The organism is Gemmatimonadaceae bacterium (assembly GCA_035606695.1).
GTDB lineage: Bacteria > Gemmatimonadota > Gemmatimonadetes > Gemmatimonadales > Gemmatimonadaceae > JAQBQB01.
This window is the reverse complement of the sequence record DATNEW010000033.1, coordinates 1-24,712: the sequence shown is the minus strand read 5'-3', so window position 1 is coordinate 24,712 and position 24,712 is coordinate 1. Positions and strand designations below refer to the sequence as shown.

General features: G+C 66.4%; 19 protein-coding genes. 7 read left to right on the top strand and 12 right to left on the bottom strand.

What is annotated here, in order from left to right:
* Positions 1 to 75: 75 nt before the first annotated feature.
* The 7 genes from VN706_17675 to VN706_17645 form a co-directional block, all read right to left on the bottom strand.
* Positions 76 to 8,658, bottom strand: coding sequence for a glucoamylase family protein (locus VN706_17675; protein ID HXT17475.1), 8,583 nt, complete (start codon positions 8,656 to 8,658; stop codon positions 76 to 78).
* The gene (locus VN706_17670; protein ID HXT17474.1) at positions 8,655 to 8,948 is read right to left on the bottom strand and encodes a hypothetical protein; all 294 of its coding nucleotides are present in this window, start codon (positions 8,946 to 8,948) and stop codon (positions 8,655 to 8,657) included. The genes VN706_17675 and VN706_17670 overlap by 4 nt, the downstream gene beginning before the upstream one ends.
* Positions 8,949 to 9,015: 67 nt before the next feature.
* Positions 9,016 to 9,399, bottom strand: coding sequence for a response regulator (locus tag VN706_17665; GenBank protein HXT17473.1), 384 nt, complete (start codon positions 9,397 to 9,399; stop codon positions 9,016 to 9,018).
* Between the two features lie 273 nt (positions 9,400 to 9,672).
* On the bottom strand, positions 9,673 to 11,169 hold the full coding sequence (locus tag VN706_17660) for an ATPase domain-containing protein (protein HXT17472.1): 1,497 nt from the start codon (positions 11,167 to 11,169) through the stop codon (positions 9,673 to 9,675).
* On the bottom strand, positions 11,166 to 11,570 hold the full coding sequence (locus VN706_17655; protein ID HXT17471.1) for a hypothetical protein: 405 nt from the start codon (positions 11,568 to 11,570) through the stop codon (positions 11,166 to 11,168). Before VN706_17655 ends, VN706_17660 begins: the two co-directional genes overlap by 4 nt.
* A gap of 179 nt (positions 11,571 to 11,749) precedes the next feature.
* Positions 11,750 to 12,124: a response regulator gene (locus VN706_17650; GenBank protein HXT17470.1), complete on the bottom strand. Its 375-nt coding sequence runs from the start codon at positions 12,122 to 12,124 to the stop codon at positions 11,750 to 11,752.
* Complete coding sequence (locus tag VN706_17645; protein ID HXT17469.1) at positions 12,124 to 13,557, bottom strand: HAMP domain-containing sensor histidine kinase; 1,434 nt, start codon at positions 13,555 to 13,557, stop codon at positions 12,124 to 12,126. Before VN706_17645 ends, VN706_17650 begins: the two co-directional genes overlap by 1 nt.
* Positions 13,558 to 13,770: 213 nt before the next feature.
* Between VN706_17645 and VN706_17640 the strand changes: the two genes are divergently transcribed.
* Entirely contained in the window at positions 13,771 to 15,147 is a 1,377-nt protein-coding gene (locus VN706_17640; GenBank protein HXT17468.1) for a HAMP domain-containing sensor histidine kinase, read from the top strand.
* 3 nt (positions 15,148 to 15,150) lie between these two features.
* Here the strand turns inward: VN706_17640 and VN706_17635 are convergent, their stop codons facing one another.
* On the bottom strand, positions 15,151 to 15,642 hold the full coding sequence (locus tag VN706_17635; GenBank protein HXT17467.1) for a pyridoxamine 5'-phosphate oxidase family protein: 492 nt from the start codon (positions 15,640 to 15,642) through the stop codon (positions 15,151 to 15,153).
* A 397-nt stretch (positions 15,643 to 16,039) separates the two neighbouring features.
* Here VN706_17635 and VN706_17630 point away from each other — a divergent pair, with 397 nt between their 5' ends.
* Positions 16,040 to 16,369 carry a hypothetical protein gene (locus VN706_17630; protein HXT17466.1) on the top strand — a complete coding sequence of 110 codons (330 nt, stop codon included), beginning with the start codon at positions 16,040 to 16,042 and terminating at the stop codon, positions 16,367 to 16,369.
* Positions 16,370 to 16,399: 30 nt separating this feature from the next.
* Here VN706_17630 and VN706_17625 read toward each other — a convergent pair whose 3' ends face one another.
* Together VN706_17625 and VN706_17620 are read right to left on the bottom strand one after the other, a co-directional pair.
* Complete coding sequence (locus VN706_17625) at positions 16,400 to 17,080, bottom strand: hemolysin III family protein (protein HXT17465.1); 681 nt, start codon at positions 17,078 to 17,080, stop codon at positions 16,400 to 16,402.
* Positions 17,081 to 17,098: 18 nt separating this feature from the next.
* Positions 17,099 to 17,389: a hypothetical protein gene (locus VN706_17620; GenBank protein ID HXT17464.1), complete on the bottom strand. Its 291-nt coding sequence runs from the start codon at positions 17,387 to 17,389 to the stop codon at positions 17,099 to 17,101.
* Between the two features lie 301 nt (positions 17,390 to 17,690).
* On the opposite strand from VN706_17620, the gene VN706_17615 reads away from it, so the two are divergent.
* Complete coding sequence (locus VN706_17615; protein ID HXT17463.1) at positions 17,691 to 17,993, top strand: hypothetical protein; 303 nt, start codon at positions 17,691 to 17,693, stop codon at positions 17,991 to 17,993.
* A gap of 402 nt (positions 17,994 to 18,395) precedes the next feature.
* On the opposite strand, the gene VN706_17610 is transcribed toward VN706_17615, so the two are convergent.
* Positions 18,396 to 19,400 (bottom strand): helix-turn-helix domain-containing protein, encoded by a 1,005-nt coding sequence (locus tag VN706_17610; GenBank protein HXT17462.1) that lies wholly within the window; start codon positions 19,398 to 19,400, stop codon positions 18,396 to 18,398.
* Positions 19,401 to 19,600: 200 nt separating this feature from the next.
* On the opposite strand from VN706_17610, the gene VN706_17605 reads away from it, so the two are divergent.
* Positions 19,601 to 22,126 (top strand): ABC transporter permease, encoded by a 2,526-nt coding sequence (locus VN706_17605; protein HXT17461.1) that lies wholly within the window; start codon positions 19,601 to 19,603, stop codon positions 22,124 to 22,126.
* A gap of 374 nt (positions 22,127 to 22,500) precedes the next feature.
* Here VN706_17605 and VN706_17600 read toward each other — a convergent pair whose 3' ends face one another.
* The gene (locus tag VN706_17600; protein ID HXT17460.1) at positions 22,501 to 23,232 is read right to left on the bottom strand and encodes a hypothetical protein; all 732 of its coding nucleotides are present in this window, start codon (positions 23,230 to 23,232) and stop codon (positions 22,501 to 22,503) included.
* 454 nt (positions 23,233 to 23,686) lie between these two features.
* On the opposite strand from VN706_17600, the gene VN706_17595 reads away from it, so the two are divergent.
* From VN706_17595 to VN706_17585, 3 genes are all read left to right on the top strand, one after another.
* The gene (locus VN706_17595; protein HXT17459.1) at positions 23,687 to 24,070 is read left to right on the top strand and encodes a type II toxin-antitoxin system RelE/ParE family toxin; all 384 of its coding nucleotides are present in this window, start codon (positions 23,687 to 23,689) and stop codon (positions 24,068 to 24,070) included.
* Positions 24,045 to 24,398: an XRE family transcriptional regulator gene (locus VN706_17590; GenBank protein HXT17458.1), complete on the top strand. Its 354-nt coding sequence runs from the start codon at positions 24,045 to 24,047 to the stop codon at positions 24,396 to 24,398. Before VN706_17595 ends, VN706_17590 begins: the two co-directional genes overlap by 26 nt.
* Positions 24,399 to 24,539: 141 nt before the next feature.
* Positions 24,540 to 24,712 (top strand): IS5/IS1182 family transposase (locus tag VN706_17585; protein ID HXT17457.1); only part of this gene is annotated, 173 nt, incomplete at its 3' end.

Sequence of the window (24,712 nt, the reverse complement as noted above, 5' to 3'; positions counted from 1 at the left end):
GCGCCGAAAGGGAGCCGCCGGAGGCTGCTCACCAGCTACATGGTAATCTAATCGCTGGCGCGGCTTGCCGCTCGACTACGGCGCTCGGTCGGCGCCAAGCAGGATGACCACGGAGTGGCGCACGCCGTCGTCGACCAGACTGATCCACCCGTCGGTCACCGCCGTGCCGTCCACGGTCATCGACAGAATGCCGCGTGATGCGCTCGTTGAATTCTTCACGCTGACGGCGTAGAGGCTGCCGCCAAACCGATAGTCGACCTCGAAGCCCGGCCACACCGCGGGAATGCACGGGTCGAACCTGAGTTGTGCGCCGCGCTTCTCGAAGCCGAGGATCCCTTCCAGCGCGACGCGGTAGCTCCAGCTTGCCGCACCGGTGTACCACGACCATCCGCCGCGGCCTTCGTGGCCGGACGCCGCATACACGTCGCCGGCGATGACGTACGGCTCCGTCGCGTAGCGGCGCGCATCCTCCGGCGTCCGCGTGCGCGCCAGCGGATTGAGCATTCTCATAAGCGCCACCGCACGGTCACCGTCGCCGAGCCGCGCGAACGCGAGCACGGTCCAGAACGCCGCGTGCGTATACTGAGCCCCGTTCTCGCGTATGCCCGGCAGATATCCCTTGATGTACCCCGGATCGCGCGGCGACCGATCGAACGGCGGGGCAAGCAACAGGACGAGGCCGGTGTCGTCGCGAATCAAGTGCTCGTTCACGGATTGCATGGCGGCGCGAGCGCGCTCCGGATCCGCGGCGCCGGACAACACGGCCCAGCTCTGCGCGATGGCGTCGATGCGGCATTCGTCGTTCGCGGCCGTGCCGAGCGCTGTACCGTCGTCGTAGAACGCGCGGCGATACCACGCGCCGTCCCACGCGCTGCGCTCGGCCGCGGCGGCGTAGTCATCGGCGCGCGCGCGCCACCGCGTCGCGGCATCGACGTCGCTGCGCCCCTCGGCGTGTGCCGAGAACTCACGCAGCGTCGTCGCGAGGAACCACGCCAGCCACACGCTCTCGCCCTTCCCTCCCACGCCGACGCGATTCATGCCGTCGTTCCAATCCCCCGCGCCGATGAGCGGCAATCCGTGATCGCCCACCGTGCAGGCGCGGTCGATCGCACGTACGCAGTGTTCGTACAGCGATCCGGTGTGCGCGCTCACGGTGGGGAGATCATACGCTTCCTGCTCGCCGGGGACGAGCTCACGCATCTCCAGATACGCGACGCGTTCGTCCAAGACGCCGCTGTCGCCCGTGACGCGCACGTAGTGCGCGGCGACGAACGGCAACCAGGCGAGATCGTCGGAGAACCGCGTTCGCACGCCGCGTCCGGACGGCTCATGCCACCAGTGCTGCACGTCCCCCTCGACGAACTGGCGGCTTGCGGCGCGCAGCAGATGGGCGCGAGCGATCGCAGGTTCGGCGTACACGAACGCCATCGAATCCTGGAGCTGGTCGCGAAAGCCGTACGCTCCACTCGATTGATAGAACGCCGATCGCGCCCACATGCGACAGGAGAGTGCTTGATACAAGGACCAGCGATTGACGAGGGCGTCGAAGTCGGCGTCGGGTGTTCGCGCGGTGATGACCGACAGCCGGTCGTTCCACGCGTCGGCGGCAGTGTGAACGGCGGCGGCGGCGGCCTCGGGCGACGTGTATCGCTCGATCAGCTCGCGGGCCGCGGCATCAGTTTCCGCGACGCCGAGCAGCACGACGACATCGCGCGTCTCGTTCGGCGCCAGGGTGATCGCGCACCGCAGCGCCGCGCACGGATCGTAGCCGGCGCCGCTCGCGCCAGAGAGCTGCGGCGCCCGCAGCCCAGCGGGCGACACCAGGTCGCCGGTCCGCCCGATGAAGTGATCGCGCCGCGCCGTGTGACTCGTGACGCGTTCGCTGATCCAGGAGAACGCCGTGCGATTCGCGAAGTCGGGCGCGAAGCAGTTCTGCGCGAGCACGGCGCCCGAGGCCGCGTCGTATCGCGTATGCAGCTGATGTCGCGTATGCTCGCGTTCCGCGCCGAGCACCCATTCGACGTAGCTCGTCAGGGACAGATGCCGCGAGGTCGGGCCGCGATTCACAATTCGTAAATGTGAGATCTTTACCGCGTCGGCGCGCGGCACGCCGAGCGTGAGCTCGGTCGCGATGTTTCCGCGCGTGTGCGAGAACCGCGTCACGCCGGGCGCGTGCGTCACCTCGTAGCGCGGCGACTGCGACGCGCGGCCGGCGGCGGCGTTCGGCCCCGGTGTCGGCGACCACGTTTCCCCCGTCTCGGTGTCGCGCAGGTAGATGACTTCACCGCACGGGTCCGAGATGGGATCATTCGACCACGGCGTCAGCCGAAAGAAGTAGCTGTTCTCGGCCCACGAAAAACCGCCGCCGCGTTCGGTGACGCAAAACCCGATGGCCGGATTCGCGATGACGTTCGACCACGGCGCCGGCGGCACGCGCTCGCCCGCCACATCGACCGCGTAATCACCAGCCGCGGTCAGACCACCATACCCGTTCGCGGGCAGAGCAACCGCGCGCGCATCGACGGCGAGCGCGGGCCGCGGCGGCTCGTCGTCTTTGTTCGTCCTGGGTTCGGCGGGCGCGCGCGTGGCGTGGCTCAGGAGATTGGCGGCCACGATCTCACCGAGCCCGACGCCGTCGCATGCGACGTGAATGCGCGCCACGGAGCGCAGCAGCGCGGTCTCGTCGGCGGACAGGTGATCGGCGCGGCGAACGAACACGCCCCCTGGTTGCTCGAGCACACCGCCTTCGCTCGACGACATCGCGACGGTCATCAGCTGATCGTGCAGCTCCTGCGCGTAGGAATGCGCCTTCGTGTTCAGAATAACGAGATCCGACCGAATGCCCTTCATGCGCCAATACCGGTGGGCCACGAGGAGCTGGCGTACGCTCGCCAATCCAGCCGGCGTGCGGATCGTCGCGAGCACGATGGGCCAGTCGCCGGAGATCCCCTGCGCCCAGAGGGCGGCCTGCCCGGACGTCACGAGCGCGCGTTCGGCGGCGGGCGCGCGGAGCGCCTCGTGCGGATAGATCAGGGCCCCGGCGAGCTCCTGAAAGAGCGCGACGTCGGCCGGCGCGATGTCGAGATCGCGCAGCTCGACTTCGGCTTCCGTGCGCGCCAAGCTCAGGGCACGATCGCCGGCGGCGCTGTCGCGATACCGATCGGCGAGTTGAAGCGCCGCCTCTCGCGTCGAGGCCACCGCCGTCGTGAACGCGATCACCGCGGAGCGGCCCGGCTCGACTCGAACGCGGACGCGCAGCGCGACGACCGGGTCCAGCACGGCGCCGACGGTTCCGGACAACGCGCCATCGCGATCGAGCGCGAGTGGCGCACGAGCCGTTCTCCCGCGGCCGAGGAAGCGTGCGCGATCGGTTTCGCAGGTAATGTCGCCGATCAGTTCCGGACCCGCCGCGACCACGTGCACGCACCACGGCCACGCTTCGTCGGCGGAGCGCGGGCGGCGGCTCGCGAGCAGCGCACCGTCCTGCGCCCGTTCCGTCTCCACGAACAGCTTCTGGAACGCCGGGTGAGCGCGATCCGCGTTTGCGGGACAGAGGACGACTTCGCCATAGCTCGTCAGCTCCAGCTCGCGGGTGGCACGCGAGCGGTTGACGAGCGTCACGCGGCGCACTTCGGCCTGCTCGCTGGCGACAACGACGATCTCCGTATGCGTTTCCACCGCTCCGTCGCGCCGCTCGAACACGACGCGATCGGCGGCGAAGGAGGCGCGGTAGGACGACGGCTGGGCGCAGGTCGGCTGGTATCCGGCGGACCACAGCGTCGCCGCAGTGAGATCCTTGATGTAGATCCACTGCCCGGTGTCGTCACGCGTACCGTCGGCGCGCCAGCGCAACACGTCGATGTCGTTCGCTCTGCTGTAGCCGCTTCCCGCGTTCGTGAGCAGCACGCTGTACCCGTTGCCGCCAAGCAGCGCCACGTGCGGATCTGGCGTGTGCGGCGTGTTGACCTCGTGCACGGCGATTCGCGTCGCCGACGCGGCGGCCGGCGTCGCCACGGGGGCGTTGGACTGCGCCGGCCGCGGAACGTACCGGCGCGGAATACGCTCGTCGAGCAGGAGGGCGGTCGCGCGAACCGCCGCATCGGCCATGAACCGCCGCTGCCAGATGCCCTCACGCTCACGAGCAGCAACGCTCAACGCATTATCGAACGCGACGAGACTCATGCCGACATGATGGGCCATGTGCGTGCGGACGACGGCGAATCGCTCATCCTCGTCGTGTCGCGTGTAGTCGAGCGCGTCGTAAAAGCCGTAGAGGCCAAGCGCTCCGCGGCGCTCGAGGCGAGAGAAATTGTGCAACGCCGCGTGGGCGTCGACGGTCAGCCCCAATGCCGTCGCGTACGGCGCGACGACGAGATCCGAAGCAAGCCCGCGTTTGAGCGCGAGGTCGGGCACACCGAAGGCGCGATACTGATACGTCTCATGGCGATCGCGCAGATTGTACGCGGACTCGGAGATCCCCCATGGGACGTCGCGCGCGTCGCCATAGGCGATCTGGCGGCGCACCGCCGCATGGCACGTTTGATCGAGCAGCGAGAAGGGCCGCGCCGGCATCACGAGCAGCGGCATGAGATACTCGAACATCGTGCCGCTCCACGAGACGAGCGCCGTCGCGCCGTCGGCGACGCTGAGCGATCGGCCAAGATGAAACCAATGTTCGACCGGCACGTCGTTCTTCGAGATCGCCATGAAGCTCGCGAGCCGCGACTCCGACGCGAGCAGATCGTACAACGACTCGTCGCGCGTTCCGGCGCGCGCGTCGTAGCCGATGGAGAACAGCCGGCGGCGTTCGTCATACACGAGACGGAAATCCATGGCCGTCGCCATCTCGCGCGATCGCGCGGCGAGCGCCTCGAGTCGCGCGACGAGCGCCGCCGCGGCCGACGATGACGCCGCGATCTCGCGAAGCGAAACCGACGCATCGCATTCGGGATCGAGATCGAGGCTCGACAACTCGTCCGCCGTCGCTTGCAGACGCTGCCGCTCCCAAAGCACGGCCGCGGCGCTGTCCGAATCGACCGTCGCCGCTCGGCGGCGCAACTCGAGGTTGGCCGACTGATACGCGAGCAGCCGTTCGCCGATCCAAGTGCCTTTGACTTTCTCGCGCGGTCCGCCTTCGATTTCGATCGCCGCCCAGACGCGACCGTCATCGATCGGCGCGAGCGTCATCTCCAAACACCCCTGCGCGAGCGCGATGAGGTGCCCGGCGAGGTTACCCGAATCGACCGTTGAGACATACGGGGGATCGAGCACCGCGAGATCGGACAGGCCGTACCAATTGTAGAAGTGGCCGTGAATGCGCGGCATCTTCTCCATCGCGTCCAACGCGCGCTCGAGCCGATCGATCGTCTCGCCGCGCGTCAGAAATCCGAGATCCGCCGCCGACGCGGTGGCGAGCAGTTGGAGACCGATGTTCGTCGGTGACGTCCGCGATGCGATGAGCGGCTTCGGCGTCTCCTGGAAGTTGTCCGGCGCGAGCCAGTGCGTTTCCTCGGTGACGAAGCGATCGAAGTAGCGCCAATGATGGAGTGCGTAGCGCAGCGCCGAGGCTCGCTCCGCGCCGTCGAGCACGAGCGAGCGGCGCCGAACCGGCGCGCTCAGTGCCAGCACCGCTTCCGGTACGAGCATCCATATGAGTGTCAGCATCGTCCCTGCGGCCGCGACGGACCACCACATGACGCCGCGCGTCATTGGAGCGACGCCCGCATGCCACGCGACGATCGCCATGATGCTCGCGCCGAGCAGCACTGACGGCCACATGCGGCGCCACACCGATCGCCGACCGTGTCCTGTCGTTTGTTCGGCGTGCGACGCCGTTTGCCACTCGAGCATGTCACGGCGCGTCCACCGCACGCGAATCAACGTCCGCGCGATCGCGTCGACGGCCAACAACGCCTGGTCGGGGAGCAGCACGACGGCCAAAACGATCTGCTCGAGCGCGCGCGACGCATCGCGGGCGATGGCCGTGTAGTACGGATGCCAAGCTTGATCGCGCGGCGGGCGCGCGGCCGCGAACACCAGCGGGGTGATCCACGGCGTGGCGAAGGCGGCGAGGGCGGCCGCCGTCCACGTCATCCATGTTCCGGGAAGAATCGTCCATCCGCCAACGAGCCACATCAGCACCGCGACCGGTGTCGTGCTGCGGCGCAGATTGTCGGCGATCTTCCAGCGCGAGAGTGCCGACAGCGGATGGCGATTGGCGCCGGCATGACCGGGCACACGTGTCGTCAGCCAGCGCAGTAACTGCCAGTCTCCGCGCATCCATCGATGCGCGCGGCGAGCCGATGTGAGATAGCGCGACGGGTAGTCGTCGAACACTTCGATGTCGGTGACCAGTCCGGCGCGGGCGAACGTTCCCTCGAGCAAGTCGTGGCTGAGCAAACTGTTTTCGGGAAATCGGCCGTCCGTCGCCTGGCGAACGATGTCGACGTCGTAGATGCCCTTTCCCGTAAACGTGCCTTCGCCGAAGAGGTCCTGGTAGACGTCCGACACCGCGGTCGTGTACGGGTCGACACCCGGGTGGCCCGCGTAGATCGCGGCGAATCGCGACTCGCTCGCGCTCGGCAGCGACACGCTCACGCGCGGCTGGAGAATTCCATAACCGCGAACCACGCGACCGCGCGCCGCATCGTACAGGGCACCGTTCAGCGGGTGCGCGATCGTTCCGATCAGTGCCGCCGCGGCGGATCGCGGAAGCATCGTGTCGGCATCGAGCGTGATGACGTAGCGCGCATCGCGCAGCCATTCGAGATCGCCTTCGGTGACCGCGAACGCTTGCGCCGCCGCGCCGCGTATGAATTCGTTGAACTCGACGAGCTTGCCGCGCTTCCGCTCCCAGCCCATCCACACACCGTCGGCGTCATTCCATTTTCGCGCGCGATGCAGGATGTAGAAGGGCGCGTACGATTCGCCGTGTTCGCCGCGATACGCTTCGTTCAGCGCCCGAATGCCCGCGACCGCGGCGTCGACGATCGCCGCATCCTCCGCGGTGTGCTCGGTGGCCGCATCGAGGAAATCGCTCAGTAGCGCGAAGCGCACCTCGCGATCGCGATTGGCCAAGAACTGCACTTCGATGTGATCGAGCGCACGCGTCACCGCCTCGGGACTTCCCAGGAGCAATGGCACAACGACGACCGTGCGGTGGCGCTCGGGAACGCCGTCCGCATAGTCGAGACGCGCAAGACGGGATGCGGGGATGACGAGGTTCACGAGCTGATGCACGATCGCGACGGCCGCGTCCGCGGCCGGAAGGCACGCGAACGCGGCCGCGATCACGAACCACAACGCGCGGTCGGCGGACACCGCGACGAGCAGGAACGGCGAGAGCAACACGCCAAGCGTCGCGGCGAAAACGACTGACAGCGCGCCGAAATACGACGCGGCCGGATGCGCGAGGATGAGCTCGCGAAACCGCGCCGCGTGTCCGCCGCGAAATTCACACGCGCGCTCGAATGCGGGCCGCCCGTCGCCGATCAAATAGTGACCAACGTGATCACGACGCGCGTCGATCCCGTCGGCGTCCGCCGCGGTCCGTGCGGCACGAACGGCTTCGGCCGCGACGTGGTGTTCGTCGAGCGCCGAGCCCTTGGCGATCCGTTCGACGGCGTGCCGGTATTGGTCGCGTGTCGAGCGCGTCATGTGGGCGTACGCCTGCGCCGGATCCTCGCGCAGTGTCGTCTCCACGATGCTCACGGCCTCGACGAGCGTCGTCCAATCGATGTTCGCGACGTGGCGGAGGCTGGCGATGGAGTTCGCCATCACGAGCTGCGTGAGCGCGAGCTCTTGTGCCGAGCGCTGCGCCGCGTCTTCCACCGTCATGATGTCTTCGGCGAGCCACTGCTCGAGCCAGAGCAGCGGCATGAAGTCGGCGCGCCGGCTGCGAATCTGCTGGAGGAAGCGCGTGAGAAATGCGGCCGACAATGGCGGACCGCGATGCACGAATGCCGCGAGCTCGTCGTCATCCACCGGACTCGCGGCAATGAGACGCGACACCCACGCATCGGCGGACGCCCGGTCGGCAACCTCGCGCGACGCGCGAAGCGCCATGCGCCGAACGTTCTCGAGGTATCCAATGCGCAACATCGCCGGAATCGCCCACAGCTCTCCCAGGGTGAGCGCGCTCACGCGTTGGTATTCCGTGAGAATCATGCACACGCTCGCGTCATCGAGGCGGCCGTCCGTGTGCGTGATCAACTCGACGATGATGTCGTAGATCCGCGGATAGCCCGCGCGCGGTCCGCCGCCCGCGAGCTTCGGCAACTCGCGGTAGTAGCCGGCCGGGAGCATGGAGCGGATCTCCGGCAGTTGCTCCATCACGACGAAAAAGTTGTCGAGCAACCAGGCGCCCGCCGGTCCAACGTCGGCGCCACTCGCCGACGCGGCCGCGAGCGTATCGCGCGCCGCGTTCAAGGCGCGCTCGGTGGCGTCGAGCTGCGCGATCAGCGGCCCGCGGTCTCGGCGACGGAGCCATTGCGTCGCCGCGACAGGTGCCAGCGTGTGCCGGCGCGCCAACCGTCGCGCGTGCGAACCTAGCCGCGCCGCACCAAAGATCTCGCCCTTGATGGGACTCCGCTCGGCGGAGCCGTGGTCGTCGGGCACATCCGGTGCGTCCAGGGACAGCGTACGCGAAGCGGTCGTCACGCCTCGCGCATCAACGTCGACGTGCCGAGCAAGTCCTCGAGCTCATCCTCCGGCATCTCCTCCCACCCGGATGGAATCGGAGTGACCTGGCGCCGCTGGCGCGCCGACTCGAAGCGCAAGCACGGCATATCGAGATCGCGCGTCGCGAATCTCGCGGCGCCGGCGACGCGGCCGCGTGAGCGCGGCTCGCCACGCCGCTCGCGCGCGCGAATGAGCGTGAGCACGCGCGGCGGCGACTCCGCCACCGTCCATGCCACGCCGTCGCGGTCGGTGAAGCTGCGACGGATCATGCCGACCGCCTCCATGACGGGTTCGTCATTGTTACCGCCGGCCGACAGCGCCGCGCGCAACCGCGGCTCATCGCGCTCGTCCGAGCCGGTCCGCAACTTCGAGCAGTCGCGCCGCGCCGTTCTTTTTGAGCACGTAGGCATCCGCGCCGGAGGCGGCCGCCCACGCGCGGTCTTTCGGTTGGCCATGCGTGGTGTATGCCAATACCTTGGCGCGCCGCCGCGGCGCCGGAGTGCAGATCGCGTTCAGCAGGCAACGACTCTTGCGATTTCCGAGGTAGAGCTCGGTCACCACGAGATTGATTCGCGGATTGTCGATCAAGGACAGTGCGTCGTCGCCGCCGCTGGTCGCGATGACGGTGTAGCCGTCGGATTCGAGCGTCGCGCGAAGTTGCGCGCGCGAGTCGGCATCCGGCTCGACGATGAGGACGGTTCGGCCGGCGACTCTGCGCATGGCGCTCCCGATCAGAGGACAGCTGGACCGAGAGGCTCTCGAGTCGCCGGGGGCGGTAACGCCCGCGAGACCAGGGGGAGGTGGCGCACAGGCCACACACCAGCATTCGTAATATACACCGGCGGCGGGTCTTTGGCTCCGCGGCACCGGAATGCCGGCGGACTTTAGAAAACGCAAAACAAGCGGACGCGACGCGCGGCGGCGCCACGCGCCGGCTCGACGCGCGAGCTCATGGAGAGCTCATGGAGAGCTCATGGAGAGCTCATGGAGAGTTCACGGACTTTTGTCCGCCCGCGCCGCCAGCGTCGGGACTCCCGTCGTGATTCCGTGATACCGCTCGAGCGACTCGCCGATGACCGCGCCGCTCGCCGTGAGTCGATAGGTGCGGAAGTCAGTCGCGTGCTCGCTCCCGCGCATCTTGACCACCGACAGCACCTTGTGCAGCGCGCCGCCGATCTCGACGTAGCGCTGCACGAGAATGTCGTCGGTGATGAACGACACGCGCTCGTGCGTGAAGCGGCCGCCCGGGCTCGCGTCCATCACCTCGTCCGTCATCAGCACCGTCACGCCCGACACGGTGAGCGCGCCGACCAGCCGGTATAATGATTCTCTAAAGTCTGTGCGATAGCTGGGCGCGAGCGCCACCTCGAATCCCGAGAGCGAGTCGATGACGACGCGCGTGGCGCCGACGCGCTGGACGGCGCGCTCGATCTCGGCGAGCATCTCGTCCACCGACAAATCCAGCGGACGCAGATACGTCACGACCAATCGTCCGATGTCGATCATGTGTTCCAAGCCGGCGGACACCGTCTTGGCGCGCATCAGATACGCGTCGGGGTATTCCTCGAACACGGCGACGACGCAGGCCTCGCCGTCGACCAGGCCCTGCGCGACGAAGTGCGTCGCGAAGGTCGTCTTGCCACTGCCCGCCGGCCCGGTGAGGAGCACCACGTCGCCCGCCGGAATGCCGCCGCCCGTCATCTCATCCAGCCCAGGCACGCCGGTGCTGAGACGGACGACCGGCTGGAGCAGGCGCGGCCGCGCCTGCTCGGGAATCCGCGGAAAGACTTGTACGCCCGCCGTGCTGAGTCGAAAGGTGTGCAGTCCCGGCATCGGATTTCGACCGCGTACTTTCACCACGCGCAGTTTGCGCGTCGCCGAGTTGCGGTCGACGTCCTCGGACAACCACAGGATGGTGTCGGCGATCGTGAACACCGGCTGGCGCTGCTCGGTGTCCGAATACTCGCCGATCAGAAACGACGTGACTTCCCACGTGGTGAGTTGTTGCGCCAGGCGGTTGACGAAATGCGCCATGTCCAGCGACTCGTGCGATTCCCCCGCTCGACGTCCGCCGACGATGGTGCGAAACGAGTCGACCGCGACGAACGCCGGCTGGGCGGCCGCGACCTCGGCGATGACGCGCTGCAGCACGGCCTCGAGGTCGCCACTCGCGGCTTCCGCGGCGAGATTGACGAATCGCACGGCCGTCGGCACCCGGGCTGCATCAAAGAACTCGAATTGCCGCTGGTAGCGCAGCATCTTCACCGTCGGTTCGCCGAGTACCGTGAAATAGAGCGCCGACCGTTCGCGCGTCGCGTTGGCGAACAAGATCTGTTGCACCAGCGTCGTCTTGCCCGCGCCCGGGGCGCCCGCGATGAGGTTGAACGCATACTCGCAGAGGCCGCCGCCAAGCACGGCATCGAGCCCCGGAACACCGGTGGCGATGTTCCGCATCACCGAATCGTCGGACACGGATGGAGAAGCGGTCATGAATCGTCGGCGTGAAGGAGATTACGTACCATGTCCGCTCCGATGAGGGCGGTGAGAATGTCGACGAGCGCCGCGAGGACGGCTTCGAGCCCCGCGCGAGCGGCTGCGGCTCCGTGCGCCTCGATCGCCGGCATGACGTTCAGTGGAATGCCGGCGCTGTCGTCGGCGCGCCGCATGCTCGCGACCGCCGGGTGTTCGTGCTGAGCACGCGCAATCGCGCGATCGAGCAACGCGTCGAGTCCGTCGGCGCCGACGACACTTCTGAGATCGTCGACGACTTGCCCGGCAGCCCGCTGCATCGCCGCGCCGAGTGCCTCTGCCTGCACCTCGCCGTCCGCTCCGCGCTCCACGAGCCGTCGCGCCACCGCTTTCGCGTTGACAGAACCTCCGTCGCGCGACATGTGAATGGCACTCCTGGATGGGTCGTTGGCGCTACCGGCGCGTGTGGAGGGCGTCGTGCGCTTCCTGAGACTAGCGTACCTCCCAGGCACGCGCTATCACGGCAACGTCGAACTCTCGTTCAAACGAGAACGAGTACGACTGGAACCGACTGGAACCGACTGGAACCGACTGGAACCGTTCACAGAACCTGTTGCACGCTCTCGAGCACGCGAGCCAGGCTCACCGGCTTCGTCAGATACAGTTCCACGCCGGCCTCGCGCGCACGCTCCTCGTCTTGCGGCAGCGCCATCGCCGTCAGCGCGATGATGGGGATGTCCTTGGTCGCCGGATCGTCGCGCAACGCTCGCGCGGCGGTCCATCCGTCCATCCCCGGTAGCTCGACGTCCATCAGGATCACACTGGGCACGATCGAACGCGCCAGCGCGACGCCCCGCACGCCGTCGTGCGCCAGCACGACCTGATAGCCGGCGTGCTTGAGCCACACGGACATGATCACGCAATTGTCTTCGTTATCCTCGATGATGAGCAACGTCGCCGCTGGTGACGTCGTCATCACGAATCCGTGGCGCGCCGCGCCTGTTCAGCGCTCGGAAGCGTCAAACGAAACGCGGAGCCGACGTGGAGCTCGCTCGCGACGGAAAGCTCGCCGTGCATGCCGCGCGCGAGCTGGCGGGCGATCGCCAGGCCCAACCCGACACCGCCGCCGCGCTTCGCCGCCGTGCCCGGCAGTTGCACGAACGGCTCGAAGATGGAGTCGAGCTTGTCCGCGGCAATACCTTCGCCCTCGTCGCACACTTCGACGAAGCGGGCGGTTCGGCTCGTTCCACAGCGCACCACGAGCCGCGCCTGGTCGGGTGAATACTTCATCGCGTTCGTGATGAGGTTGATGAGAATTTGCCGAATCTTGTCGATGTCGCCGAGCGCCACCGCAGCTCCTGCTTCGCATGCTTCGTAGGTTACGACTTGCCCCTTCGCCTCGATGAGCGGCGCGACCATCTCCGCGGCCGCGACCGCGGCCGGTCCGAGATCGACGTCGGCGAGCGTGAACTCGGCGCGGCCGGTTTCGACGCGAACGTACGCAAGAATCTGGCTGATCAACGACAGCAAGTGCTGCTGATTCCAACGAATGCGCTCGAGGTCGCGACGTTGGTCGTTCGTGATCGGCCCGCGCACGCCCATTTCCATCAGCTCCGCGTAGCCGCCGATGGCGCTGAGCGGCGTGCGCAGCTCGTGCGTCACCTGCCCCAAGGCGTCGACCTTCGCGCGGTCGGAGTCCTCGGCGACCTTCCGGCGCCGATCCATCGCCGCGAATTGACGCACGTTGTCCAGCGCGCGTCCGCATGCCGCCGCCACCTGCTCGGCGAACTCGATCTCGTCGGCCGTGTACGCGGCACGAGCGCGGCGCGCAACGAACGTGATGGCGCCCGTGATGCGGCCGTTCGCGCGAATGGGCACCACCAGGCACGCGGCGAATCCGAGCGCACGGAGAACCGCGATGTTCTCCGGCCGGTGCGCCGCCGCGGCGAGCACGTCGTCCACATGCTCGGTCAGGGCGATCGTTTCTCCAGCACGCTTGACGGCCGGATAGCCGAACGGGTCGTCGTCGCGCGGAGCCCATTGACCGTTCAACTCATCCGCGATGGCCTGGTCGGCGGGATCGGCTCTCGGGATGGCGAGGCGCAGCAGATGATCGTCGGCCTCGACGAGATCAACAATGGCCCACGAGTCGGCGCCGGGAAGGCAGACGCCCGACAACGTCGTGCGCATCTCCGTCTCGTCGAGCGATGCAGCCAACCGTTCCTGAAGTCCCGCGAGGTAGTCGAGGCGATCCGAGAGTCGCTCCGCCGCGTCGGCGCGATCGGTTTCAGCGAGCGCGGCAACGATCAACCGACCGGCGATGGTCTGCTGGCTGATCGTCGTCATGCGATCCGGGCGGCGCTTCGACGCGTCCGGCCGGTCACTGCCCTCGCGCTGATCATGACGCACGGCTCCTCTGCACTTGTATCTACGTCGTCATCATGACGAGCACAATCGTGGCCATCGCGCGGCGTTCAGCCGGAATGTAGTCGGAATGCGGCACGCGGCGCGTGAACGGCACGTTGCGTGCGACCGATGACCGTGCCCCTTCCGTCGCAGCCTTGCCAATCGAACAACTCGGTTCCGCCGGCTCCGTCGCCCCGTTTGCTTTTCGAGGGCACCATGCTCAGCCGAGACACGACCGAGCTTCGCTCCCAATTGATCGAGCGCCTGCACGCGCACGAGGAGCAAGCGGATTTTCTGAAAAACGCCAGCCGGCTCGTCGCGAGCGCGACCACGCTCGCCATGAACGCGCACGGCCTCGACGAAACGCTCGCGTCGGTTGCCCGGTTCACGCTGCCGCATCCGAATGTCTGGAGCATCCTCGACCTGCGCCACGGCGAGGGACACGATTCGCCACCGCGCCGCGTCGCGGTGTTGCATCCTGACCCGCTCGTCCAGTCGGCGGCCGCCACACTGATCGACGGTTGGCCGCCTCCTCGCGATCGGAGAGGAGCGCCAAGCGTCTGGCGCACGGGCCGCACCGAGATCATCGCCGAGCTCTCCGACGACGCGCTCGCCAAAGTCGCCGGCTCGCGCGAGCAGCTGACCGCCTTGCGCGCCCTGCACGTGGGGGCCGTGATGGTCGTGCCGTTGCGCGTTCGCGACGACACGATCGGCTCGTTGACGTTCATCGGCCCGCGCGGCGGCCGCGCGTTCGACAATGCGGATCGCGTGCTGGCGGAGCAGATCGCGGCGGGCGCCGCGTTCGCGATCGACAACGCGATGCGCGCGGATGAACGCGCCAGGTCGATCGCCGCCGCCGAGGTGGCGTTGGCCGAGCGTCTCGCCTTCATGTCGTCGTTGAGCCACGGGCTTCGAACGCCGCTGCACGCGATCTTCGGATACGCACAGCTGCTCGCCGAGGGCGTTCGCGGCCCGCTCACCGGCGACCAACAGCACGACGTGCAGCGGATTCAGGCGAACGAACGCCACCTGCTGAATCTGGTGGACTCGGTGATCGCGTTCGCGCGGTGGGATGACGGCGAGAACCTCATCACTGAAGACGTGCCCGTGCATGACGCGGTGGCGAGCGCCAGGCGAGCGACGGAAGCAAGCGCCGCCGCCAGGCACATCATCAGCGGCGTGTCGGGCGATTCGGTCGATCGGGACATCTACGTTCGCGCCGACGCCACGCGCCTTGAGGAAATCCTGCTGCAGCTCATGACCAACGCCGTGCGCTTCTCGCGCCCCGGTGCGACGGTCACGGTCGACGCGCGGGTCGTCGGCGATTGTGTCTGGATCCGCGTCACCGATACCGGGATCGGGATCGCCGAGGAAGATCTCGGGCTGGTGTTTCAGCCGTTCGTCCGTGGACGCAACGCGCTGGCGCGCGCCGAAGAAGGCAGGCGCGAAGGGCGCGGGCTCGGACTCGCGATCAGCCGCAAGCTGGCGCGCGCGATGGGCGGCGAGGTGTCCGTCGTCAGCCAGGAAGGGGTCGGCTCCGCGTTTACCCTTGCCCTTCCCCGTGGGCGCGCTCCGCATGCCGGTAATGAGTAAACTCTAACCGCGCTGTTCCCCGCCCGCCGGACACGGCACGAACGCCGTGACACCGCGCAACTCGTCGACGTGGAGTCGAAACACCGTCGACGAACGGCGGACTCGCGGCGCGCGTCGCGGGTTCACGCTGGCGCGATCCCGCAACTCCATGATGCCTTGCAGCGCTACCGCGTCACCCAGCGTGCTCCCGGTGCTTTCGGCCTCGTAGCAGCCGCCGCGAACGATGACGCTCGAGACCCGAGTCGGATCCTGCAGCTCCGTAGCGGACAGCAGGAGCCAAGGACTTGCCGCAATGATCTTCCGCAGGCCGACGTCCGCGCGAAAATACACCCAGTCCTCGCGATACGCGTACCGGATGGGCCGAACATCCGCGTGGCGCCCCGTGGAGAACGCCAAGTGGCCGAAGCAAGCGCGCCGCAGCAGGGCCTCGCACTCGGCCGTCGTCATCGGCGTGTCCAGAAACTGGGATGGACCAACATTGGGCGCCGCTGTCATGAAACCATCCTCGGCGCGTTCTCGACGGCGCCGTCGCGAGTGAGGGTGAGCAAGACGGCCCCAGTCGTCCGCGGGCACTCCACACCGACAGCAGCGTGCACACCGCATGCCCGTGCATACGCACAGCCGCATCGTCGTCCTGTCGCGGCCGGCCGATGTCGACCCTGGGCCGGGCAAGCGACGGGATCGCGCGCGCGCGTCGACTCGCTGTTAGATAACTCTAATTATCCCGTTGTTCGTTGTTCGAACTCCACCGGCACGTCTTCAGACACATGCGGGGATCACCGAACCGCGCCGCGAGCAAAGCCGGTGCGCCTCGCTGGCAGTAGAGGTGCGCGTTATGCAAGCAGGAGCTTCGATTCATCGATGTGGTCAACTCAGCCAATCCCGAGGAACTGTGCCGAGATCTCGTGATGAGTCCGTTCCGCGCACGGTCGAGGAGATCGCGGATGCCAACGATCTCCGATCCGTCATTCAACAAGCGCTTGCCGCGAGGCCCGTCGACGACACGATGCTCCAGCGCGGAGTCTGGACGTACGTTGGGCTGGAGCGCGCGGCAGGAACATCTCCGGGGCAAGTCATTCTCGTTCTCAACGATCTGATCGATGACGCGGCCGGTATTCCCGCCGCCGCTCGCCACGAGTTGACGCGGCGCGCCATCCTGTGGTGCGTCGAAGCATACTTCGGCCACCTCGGCGGAAACGCCGTCGGGGGAGAGACCGTCTGACGGTGTTCCGACGACACGCCGCTGCGGTCGCTAGCGTGCGATCACATACGCGAAGATCGCCCAGAAGTGGCTCGCGCTGGCCACAATGACGCACAGGTGCCAGAACTCGTGAAAACCAATCGGTCCCACGCGCCGGCGCGGCCGTTGCCGCCAATACGCGAGCGCGCCCACCGTGTAGAACAATCCGCCGGTGAGCAGCCAGTCGACGAGCCGAGGATGTCCGCGAAGTGCCGGCAGAAGAAACAACACGGCCCAGCCCATCGCGAGATAGAACGCCGTCGCCTGACCGCGGCGCAACGGCCGACCCGTCAGATCGAGCAGCATTCCAATGGCCGCGAGCATCCAGACGGAGAGGAGCAGGAGGACGGCGTCCGTGCCGGGCCAGAGCGTTATCAGGCATAGAGGCGTGTAGGTCCCGGCGATGAACACGTAGATCATCGCGTGGTCGAGACGCTGATACAGCCGTTGCCGCGGTGAGGCCGGTCGCAGGTGGTAGAGCGCACTCGCCGCGAACATGAAAAACGCGGTGGCGCCGAAGGTCGTCGCGCTGACCAGGTGACGGATGGTACCGCGAGCGTGCGCTTCGCGAATGAGCAGGATTAGCCCGATACACGCGAGGGCCGCGCCGGCGAAATGAAACCAGCCATTGACTGGCTCGCGGCGGCCGCCGATCTCGGAACGGTTGACCAAGGCGGCCGTTCGCTGACTCACGATGGCGAGCGGCACTTCCTACGAGGCCGTGGAGCGCGGCTTGGCGGCGTCGAGCAACGCGCGGAGATGCTCTTCCGAGTACGAAGCCAAATCCCAGCTCCCAGGATCCTTGACCGTCGCCGACGCCTTCTCGACCGATCCGACGCGCTGAAAAAGAATGCGGGCGATCGGCGGCCCATCGGTGGTGTTCGCGGGCCCGCCACCGCCTTGAACGATACGGGCGGACCAGATGTTGCCGCCCGCGTCATGAAATTCGCGCGTCTGGTCCTCGACGTACTGCTGCTTCTCGTTCTTCTGCTCGTCGTTCATGTAGGCCTCGGATAGTGCTCAGCATCGCAAACCACCAGCCACCGGACGTCGGCGGCAGCATGCTTCGCCCGAGCCGATCCGCGCCGCTCCCCTGCCTGGGCCGCGAACCCACGCCCACGGCCACGGCCACGGCCACGGCCCTCGCTTTGTCGTTCTGCTGCGAGAATCTGCGAAGAATCTGCGAGAATCTGCGAGAATCTGCGAGACAACATCTGTCCACCGAGTCCGGCGATCCAAGGCTGATGCTAGGCGATTTATCAAGCAGAACCGCACTGAGATTCCGGAGCGATCCCGCGAGAGAGTGGCCAAGCGCTCAGCGCCCCTGCCAACCGACACCGAGTTGGAAAAAGGCATTCCTCTGTTCCTCGACCAGTTGTCCGAATGGATGGCCGATCCAAATGAAGATGCTGCGTTCGCTCCCGGCGCGACGAAGCACGGTGGCGACCTGTTGAGGATGGGTTTCTCGATCGCCCAAGTCGTCCACGATTATGGCGACGTCTGTCAAGCGATCACGGGCGTGGCTCTTGGCCAGGGCGCGCCCATCTCGACTGACGATTTTCGTGTTCTGAACAAGTGCTCGACGACGCCATCGCCGGTGCCGTGACGGAATACCAGCGCCTCCGTGAACGCTCGCGTGATCGGGATGCAACGGAGCGACTCGGCTACCTCGCACATGAGCTGCGCAACAAGGTACACACGGCGATGCTCGCGTACGGGGTCCTGAAGCAAGGCCAGCTTGGACTCGGAGGCAGCACCGGTGCCGTCCTCGGCCGCGGCCTCGGCGGCTTACAGGACCTCATCACCCAATCGCTCGCTGAGGTTCGGGTGGATGCAGGCGTGCAACATCGGGAACGTGTCGAGGTCAGCGAGATCGTTGAAGAGCTCGAAGCGGAAGCATCGATGGCGGCCAACGCCGCCGGACGGAAACTCTCGGCGAACACCTACACGGCGTTGTCCCGCGTGACGTCGCATGCGGCGCGGATCGCGTGCTCCAACTCTTCGCGCGTCACCGGCGCTTGGTCCTCGCGACCACCGCACGTGCTTCCTCATCCGTCTCGCTCGCGAGAACGGCCTTGCGCTCGGACGGCGTGAGCAAGTCGAGCGCGAGAAGCGTCTGGCGAAGTCGCGTGGCGCGTTCGCTTCGGTCGGTGAGAATCCGCTCGAGCTTCCCGGGCGACGCCGTGTCCAGCATTCTCAGCCATTCGCGCAGCGCGCGGCGTTCGCCAGACGACGCATGCTTCTCTCGCTCGGCGATGCGCGCACGCGCACGCTGCACGAGCATTGGATCACGTTTGAGCTTCGCCGCGACGGCGATCGCGAGGCGACGTGCGCGCGTGTCATGCTCGCCATGTGAGCCTAACGATTCTGATGAGGAACGTCTGCCCGCGGGCGTAACGAACGCCATTGGCGGGACGCCGTCGAGAGGCACAACCTGCGCAAATCGGTCAGGTTCGGCACTCGCCCGTCGCTCGATTTCGGTGCGAGTGAGACCGCTCACCGCGATCTGTACGCCGAATCGGCGCTCGATGTCGCTGATTCGGTCCGTGAGCGCATCGGTGAGCCGCGTCAGCGACCTCGAATCAGCGACGACCCATAGGCTCAGCGACTCCTCGCCGCCGCGCTCATCGTTCAACCCCTCGAGCCACGCCGCCGAGGGACGCGGCGAGACGGCCGCGAACGATACGCGGAGCGCTCCGACCATCGCCGCCACTCGCTGCGCCTCGGCGTTGAACAATTCGACCAGCGCGCCGCCGAGGGGATGCGCGGAGCGGAAGCGGAGTTGCCGACGCGCGCCGGCGCCAATGAATTCGACGATGCCGGTGCTCTCCAACGCTTCGAGCGCCGGGTACACCGACGTCCGACCGAGCAGTGCTCGGCGCGCGAGCTCGCCAGCAGTCATCGGTGTGTCGGTGCGGGACAGGACGCGGAGGAGACGCACGTTCGCCTCGGTACCGAGGATGGTGTTGAGCAGCGTCTGGACCGCGTTCTGGGAGCGGCGGGGTGGGCGCATGTCTGTCGTAATAGACGTTTGTCTGTTATATCCTACAATCGTCTCCTAGTAAGGACAACCCCCGATTCCACACCCCGCTCTCGGCCAAGCTCAAACCTTCGAGCCAGCTAGAGTGTCTCACCGACCGATGACGTTCGACCGACGCCGCTGCTCGATCCGGCACCCGCCGCCTTCAGCCCCGTTCCTCAACCCGTTCGGCAATGCATTCCGCCATACGCCGTCTCGAGCTCCCCTTCCGCACGCTGTTCAGGACTCCCTTCGTGACGATCGTCGCCATCCTGTCGCTCGGGCTGGGGATCGGCGCGAACGCCGGGATCTACTCGCTGTTCAACGAGATCCTGCTCGCGCCGCTGCCGGTTGCCCATCCCGAACGGCTGGTCAACTTCGCCAGTCCGGGCCCGCAAGTGATGTATTACAACTGCGGCGCGGCCGGGGACTGCGACGCGGCCTACGACTACCCGATGTTCCGCGACCTCGAGCGGGCGGCGCCGAAAGGACGGAGGACGACGTTCAGCGGGATCGCCGGGCACATGCCGTTCAACGTCAGCGTCGCCATGCCTGGACAGACCCCGGTCACCGGCGATGGGGTTCTCGTATCGGGATCCTACTTCCCGGTCCTCGGCCTCCAGCCGGCGCTCGGGCGCCTGCTCGACCGAACGGTCGATCAGCCCATCGAGGCGAATTACGTGACGGTGCTGAGTTACGCGTTCTGGCAAAACGCCCTCGGGGGGAACCCGGCGGTGCTCGGCAAACAGATCACGGTGAATGGCCAGCGGCTGACGATCATCGGCGTTGCACCGCGAGGGTTCAGCGGCACGACCCTGGGTGCGCGGCCCGACGTGTTCGTCCCGATCAGCATGGCCGGCCTCATGATCGACGGATGGAAGGGCGTCGAAACCGACCGCGACGAGCACTTCGTGTACATCTTCGGTCGCCTCGCGCCGGGCGCGACGATGGAACAGGCGGCCGCGTCGCTCAACCCCACGTATCACGCGATCATCAACGACGTCGAGGCGCCGCGCATCAAGGGCCTGGGCGTCCAGACCGCGGCTCGCTTCCGCGCCCAGGTCATCACGCTCAGCGACGGGCGGAGAGGCCAGAGCTCGGCCATCACGGCGTCACGGCTGCCGCTCACACTGCTCTTCGCCGTCACCGGCATCGTGCTGCTCATCGCCTGCGCCAACATTGCCAATCTGCTGCTGGCGCGCGCCGCGAACCGCACCACGGAGATGGCGGTGCGCCTCTCGCTCGGCGCAACGCGGCGGCAGCTCGTCACTCAGGTCCTCACCGAGTCACTGCTGCTCGCCGTGCTTGGCGGGATCGTGAGCATCGTCATCGCATACTGGACGCTGGGCGGAATCACCGCCCTGTTGTCGGCCGAGGCCGCACGGGCGTACGACTTTCATCTGAGCACGCAGGTCTTCGTGTTCACCGCGGTCGTCTCGCTGGCGACCGGAGTGCTCTTCGGGCTCGCGCCCGCGCTCTCGAGCACGCGGCCCGACCTGGTGACAGCGCTGCGCAACAACTCCGGCAAGCTCGCCGGCGATCGCGGCGCGGAACGCTTCCGCGCGTCGCTCGTCACCGTCCAGATCGCGCTGTCGATGGCGCTCCTGATCGGGGCGGGACTGTTCATCGAGAGCCTCCGGAACATCAGCCGCGTCGATCTTGGCATCGACATCGCGAACGTCGTGCAGTTCGGCATCTCGCCGGCGCGCAGCGGGTACGACAGCACTCGCACCATGGCGCTGTACGACCGTGTCGAGCAAACGCTCGCGGCGCTCCCCGGCGTGCGAGGCGTGACGTCGTCCACCGTTCCGCTGCTCGGAGGCAACAACCGGGGCCGGTCCGTGTCGGTCGAAGGATTCAGGAAAGTGGCCGACACCGATGACGGCTCGCGCTACAGCAACGTGGGGTCGAACTATTTCCACGTGCTCGGCGTGCCGCTCCTCGCGGGGCGCGACTTCACCGCGGCGGACAAGGCGGGCGCCACGAGAGTGGCCATCGTGAACGAGGCGTTCGCGAAGAAGTTCAATCTCGGCCGCACTGCGGTGGGCAAGCACATGTCCGTGTATAATGATTCTTTAAACATCGAGATCATTGGATTAGCCACAAATTCGAAATATTCGCAGGTGAAGGACAAGATTCCGCCCGTCTACTTCCTTCCATTGGCGCAGTCGGAGCTCCAGGGCGAGAACACGTTCTACGTGCGAACCGGCTTGCCCACGGACCAGAGCATTCGCGCCATCCGAGCGGCGATGCAGACGATCGACCCGAATTTGCCCCTCGCATCGTTCGAACCGCTGCCGCAGCAGGTACGCGAGAACGTCTATCTCGACCGCATGATCAGCACGTTGACGGTGGCGTTCGCGCTGCTGGCGACGCTGCTGGCGGCGATCGGCCTGTACGGCGTGCTGGCGTACTCGGTCGCGCAGCGCACGCGCGAGATCGGCGTGCGCATGGCACTGGGCGCGAACGCGGGTTCCGTGCGCTGGCTCGTGTTGCGCCGGGTGGGCGTGATGACATTGATTGGCGGGGCCATCGGGATCGCCGCCGCGCTGGGGCTGGGCCGGGCCGCCCGGTCGCTCCTGTACGAGCTCCAGGGATACGATCCGGTGGTGATCGCGGGGGCGGCGGCCGTGCTGACGATGGTCGCCTTCGCCGCGGGCTTTCTTCCGGCGCTCAGAGCCTCGCGGGTCGATCCAATGCAGGCGCTGAGATACGAGTAACGACGAGGGCGTGCGGGCCATATCGATGCGCCCTCGCTCGCTGCGACGCCGTCCAGAGCGTCAGGCGGAATGAGAAGAGCCCCGGCGCGATCGCGCCGGGGCTCTCAACATCTTGTCGTTCAACAACTCTGAAGGAGCGGGCGATGGGACTCGAACCCACGACGTCCAGCTTGGGAAGGAGACCGGTCTACCGGACCCACTATGCTGAATAGCACGGTACTCGAACGGCTTACGACCAGCACACCCTGACAGGAAAACGGTGAATCCCGACCGGAAAACTGAGTTGGTGGCCCCCCGGTGGACCCTGAGGCATCGTGCCTGTAACACCATCCCGAACGCGGTTCGCCAGATGGTGAAACGGCACCCGATTGTCATCAATCGTTCGGCGACGTTTTTCCCGTCGGCTGCAGCTCGCGTACGAAGGCCGCAACGCCTTCGGCCCTGACGATTTCGCGCGCGCGGTCCAGGTCGTTCACGCCGAGCACGCCTCCGGCGGTCGGCGCCGTCGGTCCCGTTGGCTGCAGAACGTTGTTGCCTCTGCGCAACTGGCGATAGACCGTGTCCATCAGTGCGTACAGATGGAGGTGCGCGAGAACGGGCGGGTGCTCGCGGGCATACTTCCTCAGCAACGGCGTCGTTGAATCGGGCCGCGATTCGATGATGTCGCTGATGTACCGGTGCAGGGTCTCGTGAAACAGGTACGAAGCGAACCGCGCGGTATCCCTCGCGACTGGAACACCGGCACTGTCGAACAGCAGCCGCACGTTGATCATGAGTGGAAAGCTCGTCGAGGGATACCCTGGACAGCTGATGAGCGCCGCCTTCGCTTCGGAGAACTTGAATGCACTGTGAGTGATGATCACCGTCGCACGAAACAGCTCCGGGCCCTGTCGCGACCACGAATCCCGCCACGCCGGAAGGTGCCGCATCGTCGCGGCGATTCGAGCGCTGTCGGGCGGCAACTTGGCGAGCGCAAAAAAAGATTGATCGATGGGCGAGTAATCGAACGTCACGTTCGGTACCGCAATAGTGCCGCGGGCGGTTTGGGCCGTCAGCAGGCCGCCAGCAGTGGCGAGCAGCGTCGCCATCTTCAAAAGGGTCGACATCTGAATGGGTTCAGAGCGCGTCACAGGCGCACTGTTCGGTCAAGGTACGCCACGGTGTGTGGTTGAGCCACCCTGGACCGACGCCGAGCTTACTATCCGAGAAACACGAACCCCCTGAGTCCGCGAGGAGCGGTCCAGGGGGTACATATAGCTCTCGTGAAGAGCGGGCGATGGGACTCGAACCCACGACGTCCAGCTTGGGAAGCGTGGCGAAGCTAAGGGGGTCGTTGCGTAAGTCGTTGATTTTCTGCGGCGGACGGCCAGCTTGCTTCGGTACGCGCTAACGAATTAGCGCAAAATCGAGCGTCAACGGTCCCCAACGGTCCCCAGGCTTGACCGACTAGTAAGCCACTGCCGCATCTCGTAACATGCATTATACTGCATATGCACTGACATGCATTAGCTGTAGCAGGTCGGCAAGCGACTTTGGATCACGGGCCGGAGACCCTATGAGATGGCTTGGGAAGTCGAATACACCGATGAGTTTGAAGCCTGGTGGCTCGAACTGGACGAGGACGAGCAGGAATCGATAACGGCATCCGTTGGTCTGCTCGAAGAGCGCGGACCGGCGCTGGGCTATCCGCACAGCTCGGATGTGAAGAACTCGCGGCATGGTCGCATGCGCGAATTGCGCATCCAGCATCGCGGGCGGCCTATTCGAGTCTTTTACGCGTGGGACCCGCGCCGCGTGTGCTTGTTGCTTATCGGCGGCGACAAGACCGGCGACGATCGATTCTACGAACGCATGATCGCGCACGCCGATGATCTCTACGACGAACACCTCGAAGCCTTGAGTCGGAAGGACGGTAACTATGAAGGGACAGGACAAGGGCCGTAATGTCGGGCACAAGAAGTTCAGTGAGCTGCGGGCGAAGATGTCGCCGGAGCGTCGTGCGCGTGCGACGGAGCGTACGAAGGCGATGCTCGCTGAGTTGCCGCTACAAGAGCTAAGACACGCGCGTGAACTAACCCAAGCGACGCTCGCTGAAACGATGGAGTGTGGTCAGGATGAGATTTCGAAGCTTGAGCGACGCGCCGATATGCTTGTCAGTACGCTCCGCCGCTATGTCGAGGCAATGGGCGGACGACTTGACATTGTCGCAACCTTCCCTGACGGCGAGGTTCGAATCTCAAACCTCGGTGACCTCGCCCATTCCGGCAGCTGAGTAACCAGACCCAGCAGCTTGCCTGACTCTCCGCACAAGGCCCTAGGGAAGGTCTGATTTAATAGAGTTTTCTCTTGTGCGGAATGGGCTTCGATGCGGTATTGCCGCGTCGAAGTCCTTTCTCTTTTCGGAGCGCGCCCCATGGGAGAGCAGCGGACGTTCGCCGGCGAAGGGTGGAGCACGAAGAAGCGCGTCACGCGGCGCGAGCGATTCCTGGCCGAGATGGATGCGGTGATTCCCTGGGCCGCGCTTGGCGCGTTGATCGCGCCGTACTATCCCACCGCCGGGAAGCGGGGGCGACCGCCGATGCCGCT

Excerpts from the sequence above, each read along its gene's own strand:
- VN706_17670 (HXT17474.1), bottom strand. The coding sequence starts at position 8,948 with ATGATCCGTCGCAGCTTCACCGACCGCGACGGCGTGGCATGGACGGTG.
- VN706_17590 (HXT17458.1), top strand. The coding sequence starts at position 24,045 with ATGAAGGGACAGGACAAGGGCCGTAATGTCGGGCACAAGAAGTTCAGT.
- VN706_17655 (HXT17471.1), bottom strand. The coding sequence starts at position 11,570 with ATGTCGCGCGACGGAGGTTCTGTCAACGCGAAAGCGGTGGCGCGACGG.
- VN706_17610 (HXT17462.1), bottom strand. The coding sequence starts at position 19,400 with ATGCGCCCACCCCGCCGCTCCCAGAACGCGGTCCAGACGCTGCTCAAC.
- VN706_17600 (HXT17460.1), bottom strand. The coding sequence starts at position 23,232 with ATGTCGACCCTTTTGAAGATGGCGACGCTGCTCGCCACTGCTGGCGGC.
- VN706_17605 (HXT17461.1), top strand. The coding sequence starts at position 19,601 with ATGCATTCCGCCATACGCCGTCTCGAGCTCCCCTTCCGCACGCTGTTC.
- VN706_17595 (HXT17459.1), top strand. The coding sequence starts at position 23,687 with ATGGCTTGGGAAGTCGAATACACCGATGAGTTTGAAGCCTGGTGGCTC.
- VN706_17640 (HXT17468.1), top strand. The coding sequence starts at position 13,771 with ATGCTCAGCCGAGACACGACCGAGCTTCGCTCCCAATTGATCGAGCGC.
- VN706_17650 (HXT17470.1), bottom strand. The coding sequence starts at position 12,124 with ATGACGACGTCACCAGCGGCGACGTTGCTCATCATCGAGGATAACGAA.
- VN706_17665 (HXT17473.1), bottom strand. The coding sequence starts at position 9,399 with ATGCGCAGAGTCGCCGGCCGAACCGTCCTCATCGTCGAGCCGGATGCC.
- VN706_17620 (HXT17464.1), bottom strand. The coding sequence starts at position 17,389 with ATGAACGACGAGCAGAAGAACGAGAAGCAGCAGTACGTCGAGGACCAG.
- VN706_17660 (HXT17472.1), bottom strand. The coding sequence starts at position 11,169 with ATGACCGCTTCTCCATCCGTGTCCGACGATTCGGTGATGCGGAACATC.
- VN706_17635 (HXT17467.1), bottom strand. The coding sequence starts at position 15,642 with ATGACAGCGGCGCCCAATGTTGGTCCATCCCAGTTTCTGGACACGCCG.